17 protein-coding genes and 1 riboswitch are annotated in these 18531 nt (G+C 41.0%); of the genes, 14 read left to right on the forward strand and 3 right to left on the reverse strand.

The genetic code is table 11. The features are described from left to right. The first annotated feature begins 25 nt into the window (after positions 1-25). The 8 genes from mvk to tig all read left to right on the forward strand — a co-directional run bounded on the left by mvk (position 26) and on the right by tig (position 7648). Positions 26-904 carry a mevalonate kinase gene (gene mvk, locus HMPREF9180_RS03655; protein WP_006145093.1) on the forward strand — a complete coding sequence of 293 codons (879 nt, stop codon included), beginning with the start codon at positions 26-28 and terminating at the stop codon, positions 902-904. Then, entirely contained in the window at positions 886-1839 is a 954-nt protein-coding gene (gene mvaD, locus HMPREF9180_RS03660) for a diphosphomevalonate decarboxylase (RefSeq protein WP_006145094.1), read from the forward strand. Before mvk ends, mvaD begins: the two co-directional genes overlap by 19 nt. Next, positions 1826-2839, forward strand: coding sequence for a phosphomevalonate kinase (locus tag HMPREF9180_RS03665; RefSeq protein WP_006145095.1), 1014 nt, complete (start codon positions 1826-1828; stop codon positions 2837-2839). Before mvaD ends, HMPREF9180_RS03665 begins: the two co-directional genes overlap by 14 nt. Next, a complete protein-coding gene (gene fni, locus HMPREF9180_RS03670; protein WP_006145096.1) occupies positions 2817-3818 on the forward strand; it encodes a type 2 isopentenyl-diphosphate Delta-isomerase in 1002 nt (333 codons plus the stop codon). Before HMPREF9180_RS03665 ends, fni begins: the two co-directional genes overlap by 23 nt. A 98-nt stretch (positions 3819-3916) precedes the next feature. Next, entirely contained in the window at positions 3917-4615 is a 699-nt protein-coding gene (gene liaF / locus HMPREF9180_RS03675) for a cell wall-active antibiotics response protein LiaF (protein ID WP_025168615.1), read from the forward strand. Then, positions 4612-5601 carry an envelope stress sensor histidine kinase LiaS gene (locus tag HMPREF9180_RS03680; RefSeq protein WP_006145098.1) on the forward strand — a complete coding sequence of 330 codons (990 nt, stop codon included), beginning with the start codon at positions 4612-4614 and terminating at the stop codon, positions 5599-5601. Before liaF ends, HMPREF9180_RS03680 begins: the two co-directional genes overlap by 4 nt. An 18-nt stretch (positions 5602-5619) precedes the next feature. Further along, on the forward strand, positions 5620-6252 hold the full coding sequence (locus HMPREF9180_RS03685) for a response regulator transcription factor (protein ID WP_006145099.1): 633 nt from the start codon (positions 5620-5622) through the stop codon (positions 6250-6252). A 112-nt stretch (positions 6253-6364) separates the two neighbouring features. Further along, complete coding sequence (tig, locus tag HMPREF9180_RS03690; RefSeq protein ID WP_006145100.1) at positions 6365-7648, forward strand: trigger factor; 1284 nt, start codon at positions 6365-6367, stop codon at positions 7646-7648. 47 nt (positions 7649-7695) lie between these two features. On the opposite strand, the gene recD2 is transcribed toward tig, so the two are convergent. The 3 genes from recD2 to rnhC all read right to left on the reverse strand — a co-directional run bounded on the left by recD2 (position 7696) and on the right by rnhC (position 11651). Continuing rightward, positions 7696-10062 carry an SF1B family DNA helicase RecD2 gene (recD2, locus tag HMPREF9180_RS03695; RefSeq protein ID WP_006145102.1) on the reverse strand — a complete coding sequence of 789 codons (2367 nt, stop codon included), beginning with the start codon at positions 10060-10062 and terminating at the stop codon, positions 7696-7698. Between the two features lie 89 nt (positions 10063-10151). Then, complete coding sequence (gene lepB / locus HMPREF9180_RS03700) at positions 10152-10766, reverse strand: signal peptidase I (RefSeq protein ID WP_006145103.1); 615 nt, start codon at positions 10764-10766, stop codon at positions 10152-10154. 3 nt (positions 10767-10769) lie between these two features. Then, a complete protein-coding gene (rnhC, locus tag HMPREF9180_RS03705; protein ID WP_006145104.1) occupies positions 10770-11651 on the reverse strand; it encodes a ribonuclease HIII in 882 nt (293 codons plus the stop codon). An 86-nt stretch (positions 11652-11737) separates the two neighbouring features. On the opposite strand from rnhC, the gene zapA reads away from it, so the two are divergent. The 6 genes from zapA to HMPREF9180_RS03735 all read left to right on the forward strand — a co-directional run bounded on the left by zapA (position 11738) and on the right by HMPREF9180_RS03735 (position 18354). Beyond that, positions 11738-12040 carry a cell division protein ZapA gene (gene zapA, locus HMPREF9180_RS03710; protein WP_004252047.1) on the forward strand — a complete coding sequence of 101 codons (303 nt, stop codon included), beginning with the start codon at positions 11738-11740 and terminating at the stop codon, positions 12038-12040. After that, on the forward strand, positions 12037-12585 hold the full coding sequence (locus HMPREF9180_RS03715; protein WP_006145106.1) for a CvpA family protein: 549 nt from the start codon (positions 12037-12039) through the stop codon (positions 12583-12585). The genes zapA and HMPREF9180_RS03715 overlap by 4 nt, the downstream gene beginning before the upstream one ends. Positions 12586-12694: 109 nt before the next feature. Next, positions 12695-15031, forward strand: a complete 2337-nt coding sequence (locus tag HMPREF9180_RS03720; RefSeq protein ID WP_006145107.1) for an endonuclease MutS2 — start codon at positions 12695-12697, stop codon at positions 15029-15031. Positions 15032-15178: 147 nt separating this feature from the next. Continuing rightward, a riboswitch (glycine riboswitch) is annotated at positions 15179-15267 on the forward strand. A 90-nt stretch (positions 15268-15357) separates the two neighbouring features. Continuing rightward, on the forward strand, positions 15358-16680 hold the full coding sequence (locus HMPREF9180_RS03725) for an alanine/glycine:cation symporter family protein (RefSeq protein ID WP_006145108.1): 1323 nt from the start codon (positions 15358-15360) through the stop codon (positions 16678-16680). 125 nt (positions 16681-16805) lie between these two features. After that, complete coding sequence (locus HMPREF9180_RS03730) at positions 16806-17354, forward strand: carboxymuconolactone decarboxylase family protein (RefSeq protein ID WP_006145109.1); 549 nt, start codon at positions 16806-16808, stop codon at positions 17352-17354. Between the two features lie 103 nt (positions 17355-17457). After that, complete coding sequence (locus tag HMPREF9180_RS03735) at positions 17458-18354, forward strand: TDT family transporter (protein ID WP_006145110.1); 897 nt, start codon at positions 17458-17460, stop codon at positions 18352-18354. The last annotated feature ends 177 nt before the right edge of the window (positions 18355-18531 follow it).

The raw sequence follows: 18531 nt of genomic DNA on the forward strand, positions 1-18531 counted from the left end.
AGTTTTCGTCTGATAGTAGGATTAAATGACAAAAGAAGTTGGTGTCGGTCAGGCACATAGTAAAATTATTTTAATCGGAGAGCATGCAGTTGTTTATGGCTACCCAGCGATTTCTTTACCTCTTTTAGAGGTAGAGGTCACTTGTCATGTGGTTCCAGCAGAAACACCATGGCGTCTTTTTGAAGAGGACACCTTGTCTATGGCGGTTTATGCTTCCTTAGAATATCTAAATATTAAAGAAGCTTACATCCGTTGCCAAATTGACTCGGCTATTCCTGAAAAACGTGGGATGGGGTCTTCGGCAGCTATCAGCATTGCAGCCATTCGAGCGGTATTTGATTATTACCAAGCAGAACTTCATCATGATGTGTTAGAGATTTTGGTTAATCGTGCTGAAATGATTGCTCATATAAATCCTAGTGGATTAGACGCTAAAACATGCCTCAGCAGTCATCCGATTCGTTTTATCAAGAATGTCGGCTTTGAAGAATTGACGATGGATTTGTCGGCTTATCTGGTGATTGCAGATACTGGTGTTTACGGAAATACAAGTGAAGCTATCCAAGTTGTCAAGAATAAGGGAAAAGATGCTTTACCATTCCTGCATTCCCTAGGAGAGCTGACCCAACAAGCAGAAGAAGCAATAAAAACAAAAGATACTGTCAAGCTGGGAGAAATTTTAACGAAAGCACACGGATGCCTAAAAGAAATAGGAGTTAGTAGCCCTGAGGCAGATGTCTTGGTTGAAACTGCTCTTGACCACGGAGCTCTAGGATCAAAAATGAGTGGTGGTGGTCTAGGTGGCTGTATCATTGCCTTGGTTGCTAATGAGAGCCAAGCACAAGAACTCGCAGAAAGATTAGAAGAGAAAGGAGCTGTTCAGACATGGATCGAAAGCCTGTAACAGTACGTTCCTATGCCAATATTGCCATAATCAAATATTGGGGTAAGAAAAATGAAAAAGAGATGGTTCCTGCGACTAGTAGTATCTCTCTAACCTTAGAAAATATGTATACGGAGACAACACTTTCTCCTTTACCGACAGATGCTAAGGCTGACGCTTTTTACATCAACGGTCAGTTGCAAAACGAAGCTGAACATGCAAAAATGAGTAAAATCATTGACCGCTACCGTCCTGAAGGAGCAGGGTTTGTTCGTATCGATACCAAGAACAATATGCCAACAGCAGCAGGTCTTTCTTCAAGTTCTAGTGGTTTGTCTGCTCTGGTCAAAGTTTGTAATGCATATTTCCAACTTGGACTGAATCGCAAAGAATTGGCCCTGGAAGCTAAGTTTGCATCCGGTTCTTCATCTCGTAGTTTTTATGGTCCCTTAGCAGCTTGGGACAAGGACAGTGGAGAGATTTATCCAGTTGAGACTGACTTGAAGCTAGCTATGATTATGTTGGTCTTGGAAGACCAGAAAAAACCAATCTCTAGTCGAGATGGCATGAAGCTCTGTGTAGAAACTTCGACAACTTTTGAAGACTGGGTTCGTCAGTCTGAACAAGACTACAAGGATATGTTGTCTTATCTCAAGGAAAATGACTTTAAGAAAGTTGGAGAATTGACGGAGAAGAACGCCTTGGCTATGCATGCTACGACAAAAACTGCAACTCCATCCTTCTCTTATCTGACAGATGCTAGTTATGAGGCTATGGATTTTGTTCGTCAGCTTAGAGAACAAGGAGAATCTTGCTACTTTACCATGGATGCGGGCCCTAATGTCAAGGTTCTTTGCTTGGAAGAGGACTTGGAACATCTATCAGAACTTTTAGGTCAACGCTATCGCTTAATCGTTTCAAAAACAAAGGATTTGAGCCAAGATGACGCTTGTTAAAACTTGTGGGAAGCTCTATTGGGCTGGGGAGTATGCCATTTTAGAACCAAGACAGTTGGCACTAATCAAGGCTATTCCCATCTATATGACGGCTGAGATTAAAGCGTCTAATGTTTATCGACTCTACTCGGATATGTTTACCTATAGTGTAGATATGCGCCCAGATTCTTCTTATGCCTTGATCCAAGAAACAGTTGCCTTGGTGGAGGAGTATCTAACTGCCCAAGGAGTTGACTGGCGTCCTTTTTCCATAGATATTCGCGGGAAAATGGAGCGTGAGGGCAAGAAGTTTGGTCTGGGTTCTAGTGGTAGCGTAGTTGTTTTGGTCATCAAGGCCATGCTTGCCTTCTATGAAAGATTAGCTGACAGAGAACTCTTGTTTAAATTGGCGAGTGCAGTTCTTCTCAAGCGTGGGGACAATGGATCCATGGGGGACATTGCCTGTATCGTATCAGAAGACCTGGTCCTCTATCAGTCGTTTAATAGAGAAACAGTTGCACAATGGCTAGAAAAGGAAGACTTGCAAACTGTATTAGCACGTGACTGGGGATTTTCTATTAGGAGTGTTGAACCAGCGTTGAAATTTGATTTTCTGGTGGGTTGGACCAAGGAAGTTGCTGTGTCTAGTCATATGGTTAAGCAAATCAAGGATAATATGGATCCCAACTTCTTGCAAGCTTCAAAAGACACTGTCACTAGCTTGGTAAAGGCTTTGAAGGTAGGTCAAGAAGATAAAATCATTGAGTTGCTAAATCATGCTAGTCTGCTTTTAGAAGGCTTGAGTTCAGATATTTACACACCTTCGCTCAGACAACTAAAAGATGCCAGCAGAGACTTAAAAGCTGTTGCTAAGAGCAGTGGTGCTGGTGGAGGAGACTGTGGGATTGCACTTAGCTTTGACCAAGATTCGACCACATTGCTAAAAAAACGCTGGGCTGATCTAGGGATTGAGCTCTTGTATCAAGAAAGGATAGGACATGACGACAAATCGGAAGGATGAACATATCCGCTATGCCCTTGAACAAAACAGTACTTATAATAGTTTTGATGAAGTGGAGTTGATCCATTCTTCGCTACCCCTATATAACATAGAGGAGATTGATCTTTCAACAGAATTTGCAGGGCGAAAATGGGACTTTCCTTTTTATATTAATGCCATGACAGGCGGTAGTAACAAGGGCAAAGAAATCAATCAAAAACTGGCTCAGGTGGCAGAGGCCTGTGGAATTTTATTCGTGACGGGTTCTTACAGTGCAGCACTTAAGGATCCATCAGATGATTCTTTTGCCGTGAAGTCAAATCATCCTGACCTCCTTCTTGGAACCAATATTGGCTTAGACAAGCCAGTTGAATTTGGTCTACAAACAGTGAAAGAGATGAATCCCCTTCTCTTGCAAGTTCATGTTAATGTCATGCAGGAATTGCTCATGCCAGAGGGTGAACGTCAATTTAGATTGTGGCAAAGCAATCTGAAAGATTATGCTGAGCAAATCTCTGTTCCTCTTGTTTTAAAAGAAGTCGGCTTTGGCATGGATGTGAAGACAATTGCCAAGGCTTATGAAATGGGAATACGAACTGTTGATTTGTCTGGTCGTGGGGGAACGAGCTTTGCCTATATCGAAAATCGTCGCAGCGGTCAACGTGACTACCTCAATGACTGGGGTCAATCGACCATGCAAGCTCTACTGAATGCCCAAGATTGGAAAGATAAGATGGAGCTTCTGGTAAGTGGAGGTGTTCGCAATCCACTAGACATCATCAAATGCTTGGTCTTTGGAGCAAAAGCAGTTGGACTCTCACGTACTATGTTAGAGTTGGTTGAAAATCATTCAGTTGACGAAGTTATTACGATTGTCCAAGGTTGGAAGGAAGATCTACGCTTGATTATGTGTGCCCTTAATTGCGTAAGGATTGAGGATTTGCAGCAGGTCGACTATCTCCTATATGGAAAATTAAAAGAAGCAAAAGACCAAATGTAAAGAAAGAGGTCGGGATTTTAGTCCCGGTCTTTTTATCATTCCTCAGACGGATGTGACTTTTGAGATTTGTGATACAATTAAATGGAGAGGACGGATACATGCGAAAATTCCAAATTTTTCTATTTATTGAAGCTTGTTTATTGACAGGAGCTCTGATCATGATGGTATCAGAGCATTTTTCCCGTTTTCTGCTCATTTTGCTCTTATTTTTACTCTTGATTCGATACTATACTGGTAGACAGGGAAACAATTTCATTTTAGTAGCAGTGAGCATCCTATTTTTCTTTATTATCATGCTCAATCCCTTTGTCATTCTAGCTATTTTTGTGGCCTTGATATACAGCCTGTTCCTGCTTTATCCTATGATGAATCAGGAAAGGGAAGACACCAATCTGGTTTTTGAAGAAGTAGTGACAGTTAAGAGGGAGAAAAATCGCTGGTTTGGAAATCTCCACCACTTTTCAAGCTACCAAACTTGCCGCTTTGATGATATCAATCTTTTTCGTCTTATGGGAAAAGACACCATTCATCTAGAGCACGTGATTTTGAGCAATCATGATAATGTCATCATCTTGAGAAAACTGGTCGGTACGACTAGAATTATCGTACCAGTGGATGTGGAAGTCAGTCTAAGCATCAATTCTTTGTATGGAGATTTAACCTTTTTTGACCAGCCTAAGCGTGCTTTGCGTAATGAGCAATTTCATCAAGAAACCAGAGACTATCTCAAGAGTCCAAAGAGTGTTAAGATTCTTTTGACAACGATGGTTGGAGATGTTGAGGTGGTGCGCGGATGAAAAAGCAACCCTATATTTTAATTGGTCTCACCTCATTTCTCTTTGTCGCTTTTCTATTTCGAAGTATTTTTAAAGTCTTGGATTTAGACTGGAGCTCTCTTTTTCAGGATCTAGAAAAGACAGAAAAAGTCCTATTTCTAGCTTTGATGTTTAGTCTTGCCCTAGCTTGTTTATTAGTCCTGTTTTGGAGAATGGTTGATGAAATTTCAAGAAGAAGAATCCAAGCAAATCTCAAGTGTCTCCTAGCTGGCAAAGAGATTCAAAGTCTTGGAGATGCTGACTTAGACGCAAGTTTTAGAAATTTATCAGGTAAGCTTGGTTTGTTGACAGAAGCTATTCAAAAAGCAGACAACCAAGCCTTGGTCAAAGAAGAAGAAATTGTTGAAAAGGAGCGCAAGCGAATTGCGCGTGACTTGCATGATACGGTTAGCCAAGAAATTTTTGCTGCTCATATGATGTTATCGGGAATCAGTCAACAAGCTTCCAAATTAGACAGAGAGAAAATGCAGACACAACTCCAAAGTGTGACTGCTATTTTGGAGACAGCTCAAAGAGACTTGCGCATTCTGCTTTTGCATTTACGACCAATTGAACTAGAACAAAAGAGTTTGGTGGAGGGGATTCAGGTACTCCTTAAAGAGCTAGAAGAAAAAAGTGAACTGAAGGTAAGCTTTAAATATCAGGTAACAGCTTTACCTAAAAAGATTGAAGAACATATTTTTCGGATTGTACAAGAATTGATTAGTAATACCCTTCGTCATGCGCAGGCCTCTTGTCTGGATGTTTACCTTTATCAAACGGAAACGGAATTGCAGTTGAAGGTTGCAGACAATGGTCGTGGTTTTCAGCTAGATAGTGGTGACGAACTGAGCTATGGTCTGCGAAATATCAAAGAACGAGTGGAAGATATGGCAGGGACCATACAATTATTAACGGCACCCAAGCAGGGTTTGGCAGTGGATATTCGCATACCCTTGCTTGATTGACTAACAAAAGGAAATAAAATGAAACTATTATTGGTAGATGACCACCAAATGGTGCGTCTGGGTTTAAAAAGTTATTTCGAACTACAGGAAGATGTTGAGGTTGTAGGAGAAGCAACAAATGGCGCGGAAGGAATTTCTATGGCCTTGGAGCTGCGTCCTGATGTGATTGTCATGGATATTGTCATGCCTGAAGTCAATGGGATTGATGCTACACTAGCTATTCTCAAAGAATGGCCAGAGGCTAAAATTTTGATCGTAACTTCTTACCTAGACAATGAAAAAATCATGCCTGTTTTGAATGCTGGAGCTAGGGGCTATATGCTTAAAACTGCTAGCGCGGATGAATTGTTACACGCTGTTCGTAAGGTAGCAGCAGGTGAATTTGCTATTGAACAAGAGGTAAGTAAGAAAGTAGAATACAACCGCAATCACGTTGAACTACATGAAGATTTGACTGCACGTGAACGAGATGTTCTCCAACTAATCGCTAAAGGCTATGAAAATCAGCGTATTGCTGATGAACTGTTCATCTCCCTCAAGACAGTTAAAACTCATGTTTCGAACATTCTTGCCAAGCTTCAGGTTAGTGACCGTACCCAGGCGGCTGTCTATGCCTTTCAACATCACTTGGTTAAGTCTGATGAATTTTAGCGAAACTAGGTGGTAATTCGAGCATCACTGAAAAGCGCATCCATTACTTGAAAAAAATCGCTACTATATGGTATAATAGACTGTATTTAAAATTTTAAGGAGAAATGGCAGAATGTCTGTATCATTTGAAAACAAAGAAACAAACCGTGGTGTCTTGACTTTCACAATTGCTCAAGACCAAATTAAACCAGAATTGGATCGAGTGTTTAACTCAGTTAAGAAAACTATTAACGTTCCAGGCTTCCGTAAAGGTCACCTTCCTCGTCCTGTCTTTGACCAAAAATTTGGTGAAGAAGCTCTTTACCAAGACGCTATGAATGCACTTTTACCAAACGCTTATGAAGCAGCTGTAAAAGAGGCTGGACTTGAAGTTGTTGCACAACCAAAAATTGATGTAACATCAATGGAAAAAGGTCAAGACTGGGTTATCACTGCTGAAGTCGTTACAAAACCTGAAGTAAAATTGGGTGACTACAAAAACCTTGAAGTATCAGTTGATGTAGAAAAAGAAGTAACAGACGCTGACGTTGAAGAACGTATCGAACGTGAACGTAACAACTTGGCTGAGTTGGTTCTTAAAGAAGCTGCTGCTGAAAAAGGTGACACTGTTGTGATCGACTTTGTTGGTTCTATCGATGGTGTTGAATTTGATGGTGGAAAAGGTGACAACTTCTCTCTTGAACTTGGTTCAGGTCAATTCATCCCTGGCTTCGAAGACCAATTGGTTGGACACTCAGCTGGCGAAACAGTTGATGTTGTTGTAACATTCCCAGAAGATTATCAAGCAGAAGACCTTGCTGGTAAAGAAGCTAAATTCGTCACAACTATCCATGAAGTAAAAGCAAAAGAAGTTCCAGCTCTTGACGACGAACTTGCAAAAGATATCGACGAAGAAGTGGAAACACTTGCTGAATTGAAAGAAAAATACCGTAAAGAGTTAGCAGAAACAAAAGCAGAAGCTTACAAAGATGCAGTTGAAAGTGCAGCTATCGATAAAGCTGTAGAAAATGCTGAAATCGTTGATCTTCCAGAAGAAATGATTCACGAAGAAGTTCACCGTTCAGTAAATGAATTCCTTGGAAACTTGCAACGTCAAGGTATCAATCCTGACATGTACTTCCAAATCACTGGAACTACTCAAGAAGATCTTCACAAACAATACGAAGCAGAAGCAGAGTCACGTACGAAGACAAATCTTGTTGTTGAAGCAGTTGCTAAAGCGGAAGGATTTGATGCTTCAGAAGAAGAAATCAAAAAAGAAATCGAACAATTGGCAACTGACTACAACATGGAAGTTGCTCAAGTTCAAAACTTGCTCTCTACTGAAATGTTGAAACACGACATCACAGTTAAGAAGGCTGTTGAATTAATCACAAGTACTGCAACAGTGAAATAATCTGAACAGATTAAAAGCCCACCGATTCTGGTGGGCTTTCTTGTGCTCTATTTTTCAAAAATCTCTTGAAGGTCTGCCTCTGTAATCCCAATCATGGCTGGAATACTAGACCAGTTTTCTTCGGTCAGAATGTAGGGCGGTTTAGAATTAACTGACATGGAAGTTTCAGTAGTTTGCTGGCTAGTTTTTTTAGTTGCTTCCATTAGGTCACTAAAACGTTCAATCATATAGGTCTTACGAGCGGTTCCGATGTGTTGGGTTGCATAGTCAAAGGCCTGCAGTTCACCAAGTAGGATCAGTTTGCTTTTGGCACGGGTGATAGCTGTATAGATGAGGTTGCGCTCCAGCATGCGCTTGCTAGCACTGGTAATCGGAAGTATCACAACCGGGAACTCACTACCTTGTGACTTATGGATACTCATGGCATAAGCTAAGCGAATCTTATACCATTCATTTCGAGGATAGGAAACCTCGTTTCCATCAAAATCAATCATTATCTCATCCTGTTTGGATTCAGTGTATTTACCAGGAATGAGGTCTGTGATATAGCCTAAGTCTCCGTTAAAAACGTTGACTTCTGCATCGTTGACTAGATGAATGACCTTATCGCCTGTGCGATAATGAAACTGACTTGCTTCAAAACTAATCTGTCCTTTTTGAAGAGGATTAAGAAGTTCTTGCATGAGTTGATTGATTGTGTCAATTCCTGCTGTACCACGATACATAGGAGCTAGAACTTGGATATCACGAGCGGGAATACCACTTCTGAGGGCAGCACTCAGGATTTTCTCAATGGTAGCAGGGATATGGTTACTAGAGATTTCAAAGTAGGAACGGTCTGCTTTTTTCTGGGTGAAATCTGCAGGCAATATTCCCTGACGAATCTGACTCGCAAGTGTGACGATGGTTGATTCTTCGCTCTGACGATAAATTCGTTCCAAGCGTGTTTGCGGAATACTTGGAATCTGGAGCAAATCAGCCAGAACTTGACCTGGGCTAACCGATGGCAACTGATCACTATCTCCAACGATGAGTATTTTACTATTAGAGGAGATATTGGAGAAAAGTTGGTTGGCTAGCCAAGTATCCACCATAGAGAACTCGTCTACAATGATAAAATCGGCATCAAGATAATCCTCCAAATGGCTGGTATCGTCGTCCCCAGTCATACCCAAGTGGCGGTGAATGGTTGCACTAGGCAAGCCTGTCAACTCATTCATACGACGAGCCGCGCGACCAGTTGGAGCAGCTAGGAGAATCGGTAGACTGCTTTTCTTTCTAAGGTCGAGCCCCTCTAATAGGGCATAAACACCAATAATCCCATTGATAACAGTGGTCTTACCTGTACCAGGTCCACCTGTCAGGATAAAGACCTTATTTTGGATAGCGTCGCAGATTGCCTGTTTTTGAATGGCATCGTATTGGATACCTAATTCTTCCTCAACCGTTGCGATATGATTCTGGATGATTTCTATTTCATGCTTATTGGGTTGTTCTTTTTCAAGGATGCGAATGAGGTGATTGTGAATTCCTTCTTCAGCGAAAAAGAGACTGTTGTCAAAGATTTTCGTATCAACTTGTTGGACTTTTTCTTCTTCAATGAGATTGGACAATTCTTGAGCAAGTTGACTTGGTTCCAGTTCTACAGGACGTGAGGATTCTAGTAGATTTAGAGTCTTTTCTAATAAGTCTCTAGCTTCAATATAAGTGTCCCCACTTTCCATACAAGCATTTAAAAGACTATGGATGAGACCTGCTCGGAAACGCTCAGGTGCCTGACTTTCAATGCCTAATTCTTGCGCCAATTGGTCAGCAATGGTAAAACCCAAGCCCTTGATATCTTCCACCAACTTGTAAGGATAATGTTCAACGATATCAATGGTTTCCTCTTTATAGGTATCCTGAATTTGAATAGCTAATTTATTAGGAATGCCGTAGTTGGCAAGTTTTGCCAAGACCATTTCTGTGCCGTAGTTGAGACGGAGGGTGGAAACAAAAGCCTCACGACTTTTGGAAGATAGTCCTGAAATGGTTTCGAGTTTCTCAGGGTGCTCCAGGATTTTATCAATGGTATTATCTCCGTAGAGCTCTACAATCTTCTGAGCTGTTTTGAGACCAATCCCTTTGAAATGGCTACTGGAGAAATACTTAACCAATCCTTTACTAGTTGGCTTCGCTCTTTCGTAACGAGTGATTTGCAGTTGCTCTCCGTATTTAGAGTGTTGGACAATTCGTCCCCAGAAAGTGTATTCCTCTCCCTCTATGACATCAGCCATGGTACCTGTAACAATGATCTCGAAATCATCAAAGTCCTCAGCATTGGTATCCTCAATATCTAAGAGGAGGATACGGTAAAAATTACTAGGGTTTTCAAAAATAATACGTTCAATCGTACCAGTGAAATAGACTTCCATATACTTCCTTTACATTCTTGAATGAGATTATATTATTCAGAATAGAATGAGAAGAGGCTGAGATTTTTCTTCTCGGCCTCTTAGAGTTTTTAAACTGTTCCGATACGTTTGAATGGCCAGAAACGGAATTTAGCCTCTCCAATAATATCCTTTGCTTTAAAAGTACCAACATGTCGACTATCACTAGATACCAGGCGGTCATCACCAAGTAGGAGGTATTGTCCCTCAGGAATAGTGAAGGTAAAGCTGGTATTATGATTAACGTCCAAGGTAAAGGCAGGGGCTTTTTCAGCAAGCTCTCTAAAATACTCGCCTTTTTTTCCATCCCAGCTATCTCCAGTATAGGTGCTTTGGAGTTTATCTTCCTTGAAACGTTTGAGATATTCTGCTAGATAAGGCTCATTCGTTTCCTGACCGTTAACATAAAGTTTATCATTGTCATAACGGATGGTATCTCCTGGCATACCGACGACTCGCTTAACGATATCCTTGTTCCCGTCGTCCTCGTGGGCAACTACGATATCAAAACGATTGATTGGAAGATGTTTGACAACAAAGAGGACTTCTCCATCGCCTAGGGTGGGGTCCATAGAATGCCCTTCTACACGGACATTACTCCAAATAAATAAACGACTAAGTCCTACAAGTGCAAGAATAAGAATGATAAATCCCCATTCTTTAAAAAATCTTTTAATGTATTTCATATTTTACCTTTCTAGCAACGTTTTTGCCTTTTCAGTGTTTTTAAAATGAAGTTTGGCGCAGAAGTTGAGCCCCTTCATTCCATATGCTTGTAAAATCTGACTGGCAACTTTATCAGAAGCTGCACCAGCACCACTTGGAAGTTGATACCCTAACTCTCGTCCTAGGTTTTCAAGATTTTCAAGGAAAAGATCACGCGCAATGATGGAACTAACAGCTACGGCCAAGTACTTACCTTCAGCTTTCTCTTCAAGTGTAACTGGATTTAAGAAGTGATTGGCTTCATTTTTTAAGTACCTATCGTAGTTTTTAGAACTCGTAAAGGCGTCAATGACAATCTTTTCTGGCTCAACTCCTTTTTGAAGGAGTAGGAAAATGGCCTGATTATGGAGAGCTACCTTGACAGAAACAGCATTATAACCTTCCCCAATGACTTCGTTATACTTACTTGGAGAAAGCAGTAGTGCTTGATGCTGGATTTTTTCCTTCAAAAGTGGAGCCAGTTGACGAATCTTCTGATCAGTCAGTGATTTGGAATCTCCAACTCCGAGTTTTTGCAAAAAGTGATGCTGATCAGGAGTTACAAAGGATGCCACCACAGCTAGACCACCAAAGTAGGAACCATTTCCGACTTCATCTGTCCCTATTAAAGGGATGTTTTGTCCACTTGCTACTTGTGTTACTTGATAACCAAAAAAGCTGGCATAGTTTTCAGCTGCTTCACCTTGCAAGAGAACTTTTCCAGATGTATAGATGGAAACGCTAGCTTGAGGAAGCTTAAAAAAGTAGCGAATATAAGGATTTTTACTTGGCGTGAGGGCTTGTTCATACTCTTTAACAAAAGTTTGAATTTCCTTTTCACTTGGTATTAATGTGATACTTGCCATAGTCTCTATTGTACCATAAAAGCAGCAAAATTGGAAAAAACTGACAAATTTAGTGAAATTTGGTATAATATCGTGAGGTGAATTTTATGGCAAATTTAAATCGATTCAAGTTTACATTTGGGAAAAAAACATTGACCCTAACAACTGAGCATGACAATCTTTTCATGGAGGAGATTGCTAAAGTTGCAACGGAAAAATATGAAGCAATCAAGGAACAAATGCCTGGAGCAGATGATGAGACAGTAGCTATACTCTTAGCTGTTAACTGCTTATCAACCCAGCTCAGCCGTGAGATTGAGTTTGATGATAAGGAGCAAGAATTAGAATCGCTCCGTTATAAAGTAGTTGCGGCTAAACAAGAACAGAGTAAAATTGAGGACTCCTTATGATTTCCTTCCTACTCTTGTTAATTCTTGCTTGGAGTTTTTATATTGGCTACCTCAGAGGAATTATTTTGCAAGCATATTATCTTGTAGCAACGATTATTTCCGCTTATTTTGCAAGTAAATTTTACCTATCTTTAGGGCAAAAATTCAATTTATTAATCCCTTATGCAAATCCTCAGGAAGGACAGGGAACGTTCTTTTTCCCATCCGATCAACTCTTCCAATTGGATAAGGTCTTTTATGCAGGTATCGGATTTCTCGTAGCTTTTACAGCTTTTTACTGTATTGGTCGCTTACTTGGACTTTTTATTAACTTAGCGCCAACTAAGATAGTTGACGGGAAATACTACCGTATCGGGGCAGGTGTGATATCAGTTGGAGTGACTTTATTTGTCCTCCAGATGATGTTAACGATTCTTGCTACTGTACCACTACAAATTGTTCAAAATTCACTTGAAAATAGCTTTGTAGCTAGACACATTATTCAAAGTATTCCGATCACTACAAATGTGATTAAACAGCTTTGGGTAACCAAATTAATCGGTTAAAAAGGGCGGGAACTATTCCTAGCCTTTTGTTTACAATTTCGAAAAGTAAGAGATTGATTTAAAGAGTTGAAAATAAGAAAAGCCATAACTTTTTTACTAAGGAAATAAGATGAATACAAAAATACTAGAAACGTTAGAATATAACAAGGTCAAGGCTTTATTTGAACCTCATCTTTTGACGGAACAAGGTCAAGAGCAGTTGAAAGAACTTGCTCCAACGGATAAAGCTGATAAAATTAAACAGGCTTTTGCAGAGATGAAGGAGATGCAGGATCTTTTTGTCGAGCATCCGCATTTCACTATCTTAGGAACGAAAGATATTGTAGCTACTTGCAAACGTTTGGAAATGGGTGCTGATCTTAACATCGAAGAATTTCTTCTTCTCAAGCGTGTCATATTTGCCAGTCGTGAACTGAAAAACTTCTATGACAATCTTGAAAATGTACGCTTGGATCATCTGGCTAACTGGTTTGAGAAACTTCATGACTTCCCACATCTACAGGGCAATCTTCAAGCCATCAACGAAGCTGGATTTATTGAGAATTTCGCTAGTGAAGAATTAGCGCGAATCCGCCGGAAAATCCATGATAGAGAAAGTCAAGTACGTGATGTTTTGCAAGATTTACTTAAGCAGAAGGGGCAAATGCTGACAGAAGGAATTGTTGCTAGTAGAAATGGTCGCCAGGTTCTTCCAGTCAAAAATACTTATCGGAATAAGATTGCTGGGGTCGTTCACGATATTTCTGCCAGTGGGAACACTGTCTATATCGAACCGCGTGAAGTAGTCAAGCTAAGTGAGGATATTGCAAGTCTTCGTGCAGATGAACGCTATGAGATGATGCGTATCCTTCAAGAGCTCTCTGAACGAGTAAGACCACACGCAGCTGAAATCGCTAATGATGCCTGGATTATTGGACATTTGGACCTGATTCGTGCCAAGGTTCGCTTTATCCAAGAGACGGAAGCAGTGGTACCTCAAGTTTCTGAGGAACAGGAGATTCAACTTCTCCATGTTCGCCATCCTTTGGTACAAAATGCTGTCGCAAATGATGTGCATTTTGGGAAAGATTTGACAGCAATCGTCATCACTGGTCCCAATACTGGTGGTAAGACCATCATGCTCAAAACCTTAGGCTTGACACAGATCATGGCTCAGTCTGGTCTGCCGATTCTAGCCGATAAGGGCAGTCGTGTAGGGATTTTTGAGGAAATTTTTGCAGATATCGGGGATGAACAATCCATTGAGCAGAGTCTTTCAACCTTCTCTAGTCATATGACCAATATCGTTGATATTTTGGGTAAAGTCAACCAACATTCGCTCTTACTGCTAGATGAACTTGGGGCAGGTACAGATCCCCAAGAAGGGGCAGCACTTGCCATGTCTATCCTAGAAGACCTACGCTTACGTCAGGTCAAGACCATGGCGACTACTCACTATCCTGAACTCAAGGCCTACGGAATTGAAACTGCCTATGTTCAAAATGCCAGCATGGAGTTTGATACAGCTAGCTTGCGCCCGACCTATCGCTTTATGCAAGGAGTTCCAGGTCGAAGCAACGCCTTTGAGATTGCTAAACGACTGGGTTTGTCAGATGTTATTGTAGGTGACGCTAGTAAGCAAATTGACCAAGACAATGATGTCAATCGCATCATTGAACAATTGGAAGAACAAACGCTTGAAAGTCGCAAACGTCTGGACAATATTCGAGAAGTTGAGCAGGAAAATCTCAAGATGAACCGTGCGCTTAAAAAACTCTACAACGAGCTCAACCGTGAGAAAGAAACCGAACTCAATAAGGCGCGTGAACAGGCTGCTGAAATTGTTGAATTGGCGCTTTCTGAGAGTGATGATATTCTTAAAAATCTTCATAGTAAATCTCAACTGAAACCGCATGAAATCATTGAGGCCAAGGCTAAGCTTAAGAAATTAGCCCCTGAAAAAGTTGACCTTTCTAAAAACAAGGTCCTTCAAAAGGCCAAGAAAAAACGAGCCCCAAAAGTTGGAGATGATATCATCGTTTTAAGTTATGGTCAACGAGGTACCTTGACCAATCAACTCAAGGATGGTCGTTGGGAAGCCCAAGTCGGCTTGATTAAGATGACGCTTGAGGAGAATGAGTTTGACTTGGTTCAAGTTCAACAAGAAGCACCAGTCAAGAAGAAACAAGTCAACGTCGTCAAACGTGCAGTAGGAAAAGGACCACGTGCTAGACTAGACCTTCGTGGCAAACGTTATGAGGAAGCTATGAGTGAATTGGATGCCTTTATCGACCAAGCCCTGCTCAACAACATGGCTCAAGTAGATATCATTCATGGGATTGGTACGGGAGTTATCCGAGAGGGAGTCACCAAATATCTGCAAAGGAATAAACATGTCAAGACCTTTGGCTACGCTCCTCAAAATGCAGGTGGTAGTGGTGCCACCATCGTAACCTTTAAGGGTTAAAGTAAGTATAATTGAAAATTTTAATAAAACTTTCTGAAAACAATTGACAAGAACTAATTTTTCTTGTAAAATAAGTAAAAATTAAATACAACACCGAATGAAGTTTAATAGAAACGCAAAAACGTTAGATTTTTCGTGACTGTAAATGGACGGAACTCTGGAGAGACCGTAATGGCACCGAAGGGGCAAGGCAGGCAACTGCTCAAACTCTCAGGTAAAAGGACAGAGCTAGGATAGACCGCTTTTAAGCATTTATCAAGGCATTCCAGAGTACATGTATCTTGCATGTGCTCTTTCTTTTGGGGTTGAGAAGATAGGAGAATAGAATGTTAGGATTGCTCAAAGCGATTGATGCTTTTGCTTGGGGACCTCCCCTTTTGATTTTACTGGTTGGTACAGGGATTTATTTGACTCTTCGTTTAGGACTCTTACAAATTCTGCGTCTCCCTAAGGCCTTCCAGCTTATTTTTATCAAGGATAAGGGGCATGGAGATGTATCGAGTTTTGCGGCTCTTTGTACAGCTTTAGCCGCTACCGTTGGTACTGGTAATATCATTGGGGTTGCGACGGCTATCAAAGTTGGTGGACCAGGAGCTCTTTTTTGGATGTGGATGGCCGCTTTCTTTGGAATGGCAACCAAATATGCGGAAGGACTACTTGCCATTAAATACCGGACCAAGGATGACCATGGTGCAGTAGCGGGAGGACCGATGCACTATATCCTTCTAGGAATGGGAGAAAAGTGGCGACCACTTGCAATCTTCTTTGCCATTGCAGGAGTATTAGTAGCACTTTTAGGAATTGGGACTTTTACGCAAGTGAATTCGATTACAGAATCTGTGTTCAATACCGTAAGTATTCCCAAGGGAATCACAGCTTTAGTACTTGCAGTATTTGTAGGAATGGCGGTATTTGGCGGTCTTCGTTCAATCTCTAAAGTTTCTACTACAGTTGTTCCCTTTATGGCTATTGTCTATATCTTGGGAACTCTTACTGTCATTTTCTTTAATATGGAGAAAATCCCTAGCACACTTGCTTTGATCTTCACATCAGCTTTTAGCCCAGTGGCTGCACTTGGAGGTTTTGCAGGTGCCAGTGTTCGGATGGCTATCCAAAATGGTGTGGCGCGTGGGGTTTTCTCAAATGAATCTGGCTTGGGTTCGGCTCCCATTGCGGCTGCAGCTGCTAAGACAAATGAACCAGTGGAGCAAGGTTTGATTTCCATGACTGGTACCTTTATTGATACCTTGATTATCTGTACCTTGACTGGTTTGACCATCTTGGTGACGGGTGTTTGGAATGGTCATTTAGATGGGGTTGCTCTTACTCAGTCTGCTTTTTCAACCGTCTTTTCAGATTTGGGACCATCTCTTTTGACCATTTTCCTAGTTTTGTTTGCCTTTACCACTATCTTGGGGTGGAATTACTATGGGGAACGTTGTTTTGAATTCCTTTTTGGTGTTCGCTTTATCTGGATCTATCGTGTGGTCTTTGTTGCCATGGTCTTACTGGGGGGCTTTATCGAATTAGATATGGTCTGGGTCATTGCGGATATCGTCAATGCCCTCATGGCTCTTCCAAACTTGATTGCTATCCTGGCCTTGTCTCCAGTGGTTATCGCTGAGACTAAGAAGTATTTTGCTAAATAAGTTAATCACACATTTTGTGTGATTTTTTCATAAAGAAATCCTATCAATACAATTAAAAATATATATTATCCAAGGGGGAGATTCTATGATAGACTAAATGACAAGAAAATGAAAAGAGGTTTTTTATGTCAACATTTACTATCCATACCGTAGAATCAGCACCAGCAGAAGTCAAAGAAGTTCTTGAGACTGTACAAAAGGACAATAATGGCTACATTCCCAACCTCATCGGACTTTTAGCAAATGCTCCAACAGCCCTCGAAACGTATCGCACGGTTGGGGCTATCAATCGTCGCAATAGCTTGACACCAGTAGAGCGAGAAGTTGTACAAATCACTGCAGCTGTAACCAATGGGTGCGCCTTTTGTGTCGCAGGGCACACCGCCTTTTCTATCAAGCAAATCCAGATGAATGATGACCTTCTCCAAGCCCTTCGCAATCGAACTCCGATTGAAACTGATCCGAAGCTTGATACTCTTGCTAAGTTTACCTTGGCAGTCATCAATACCAAAGGGCGTGTAGGAGATGAAGCTCTTGGTGAATTCCTTGAAGCTGGATATACCCAACAAAATGCCTTGGATGTCGTTCTTGGTGTCAGTTTGGCAACTCTCTGTAACTATGCCAACAACCTAGCTAACACACCAATTAATCCAGAATTGCAACCTTATGCTTAAGGAATAGAAAAAATAGAGTCTGAACCTTTCAGACTCTATTTTTGAATGCTTTTTTAAGCGTTTTTATGCTATACTGAGATTAATATGATTCTTGGAGGTCTACATGAAAAAACTCCCCTTGGCTTTTTCAGGTTGTTTATTGGGATTAGCTGGAGCAGGCAATCTGATTTTGGATACTTTTCCGTTATTGTCTCACGTCTTTAGTTTATCAGGATTGATATTATGGGTTTATTTCTTAGCGAGTCATCTGCATCACTGGCAAGAAAGTAAGCAGGAACTAAAGAAAGCTCCTATTTTATCGGCAATGGCACCTTTTCCTATGGCAGGGATGATTTTATCAGCCTATCTACTGCGAGTTCTGCCAACTATGATGAGCCTTTTGCCTCAAGCTCTCTGGTGGTTTTCTTTTCTACTTGATGTTTGCTTGATTCTGTATTTTACGATGGCCTATGTTTTTATAAAACCAAGGTCTAGTTCTACACCAAGTTGGACAGTTCTATATGTGGGAATAGCAGTAGCGACCTTGACCTACCCAGTGGTGGGCATTGTCGGGATTGCCTATGGAGCTTGGATTTTTGGTTTTATCTTAACATTTATCCTTTATCCTCTGATTTATCAAGATTTGAAAAGAAATCCATTACCACTGGCTTTACTGGGACAAGAAGGAATCTATTGTGCTCCATTTTCTCTCCTTTTAGCTGCCCTTATCCGAGTTGGAGGTCCTAGTCTGCCTAACTGGAGTTTAGTAATCATGATCCTTGCATCACAGGCTTTCTTTTTCTTTGTCCTTAGTCGCTTGCAAAGGATTTTAAAGCAAGGCTTCCAACCATCCTTTTCAGCCCTAACTTTCCCAACGATTATCACGGTAACTTCATTGAAAATGGCCCAAGGCATTCTACAGTTTCCGGTCCTTAACCTCCTCGTTTGGGTAGAAACTATCATTTGTTTAACAATCCTCATCTACGTATTGGTAGAATATATGCGCTATTTAAGAAACTAAAATCACCCCTAGCACGAAGAAGTGTTAGGGTTTTGTTGTCGATAATAGACAGAATCATACTCTTCGAAAATCAAATTCAAACCACGTCAGCGTCGCCTTACCGTACTCAAGTACAGCTTGCGGCTAGCTTCCTAGTTTGCTCTGTGATTTTCATTGAGTATCAATTAGTTCAGCTTA

The organism is Streptococcus peroris ATCC 700780 (assembly GCF_000187585.1).
Classification (GTDB): domain Bacteria; phylum Bacillota; class Bacilli; order Lactobacillales; family Streptococcaceae; genus Streptococcus; species Streptococcus peroris.

Coding starts and splice junctions, on each gene's coding strand:
- mvk (WP_006145093.1), top strand. CDS start 26: ATGACAAAAGAAGTTGGTGTCGGTCAGGCACATAGTAAAATTATTTTA.
- HMPREF9180_RS03665 (WP_006145095.1), top strand. CDS start 1,826: ATGACGCTTGTTAAAACTTGTGGGAAGCTCTATTGGGCTGGGGAGTAT.
- HMPREF9180_RS03680 (WP_006145098.1), top strand. CDS start 4,612: ATGAAAAAGCAACCCTATATTTTAATTGGTCTCACCTCATTTCTCTTT.
- tig (WP_006145100.1), top strand. CDS start 6,365: ATGTCTGTATCATTTGAAAACAAAGAAACAAACCGTGGTGTCTTGACT.
- HMPREF9180_RS03685 (WP_006145099.1), top strand. CDS start 5,620: ATGAAACTATTATTGGTAGATGACCACCAAATGGTGCGTCTGGGTTTA.
- fni (WP_006145096.1), top strand. CDS start 2,817: ATGACGACAAATCGGAAGGATGAACATATCCGCTATGCCCTTGAACAA.
- lepB (WP_006145103.1), bottom strand. CDS start 10,766: ATGAAATACATTAAAAGATTTTTTAAAGAATGGGGATTTATCATTCTT.
- recD2 (WP_006145102.1), bottom strand. CDS start 10,062: ATGGAAGTCTATTTCACTGGTACGATTGAACGTATTATTTTTGAAAAC.
- HMPREF9180_RS03715 (WP_006145106.1), top strand. CDS start 12,037: ATGATTTCCTTCCTACTCTTGTTAATTCTTGCTTGGAGTTTTTATATT.
- HMPREF9180_RS03730 (WP_006145109.1), top strand. CDS start 16,806: ATGTCAACATTTACTATCCATACCGTAGAATCAGCACCAGCAGAAGTC.
- HMPREF9180_RS03735 (WP_006145110.1), top strand. CDS start 17,458: ATGAAAAAACTCCCCTTGGCTTTTTCAGGTTGTTTATTGGGATTAGCT.
- mvaD (WP_006145094.1), top strand. CDS start 886: ATGGATCGAAAGCCTGTAACAGTACGTTCCTATGCCAATATTGCCATA.
- zapA (WP_004252047.1), top strand. CDS start 11,738: ATGGCAAATTTAAATCGATTCAAGTTTACATTTGGGAAAAAAACATTG.
- HMPREF9180_RS03720 (WP_006145107.1), top strand. CDS start 12,695: ATGAATACAAAAATACTAGAAACGTTAGAATATAACAAGGTCAAGGCT.
- rnhC (WP_006145104.1), bottom strand. CDS start 11,651: ATGGCAAGTATCACATTAATACCAAGTGAAAAGGAAATTCAAACTTTT.
- liaF (WP_025168615.1), top strand. CDS start 3,917: ATGCGAAAATTCCAAATTTTTCTATTTATTGAAGCTTGTTTATTGACA.
- HMPREF9180_RS03725 (WP_006145108.1), top strand. CDS start 15,358: ATGTTAGGATTGCTCAAAGCGATTGATGCTTTTGCTTGGGGACCTCCC.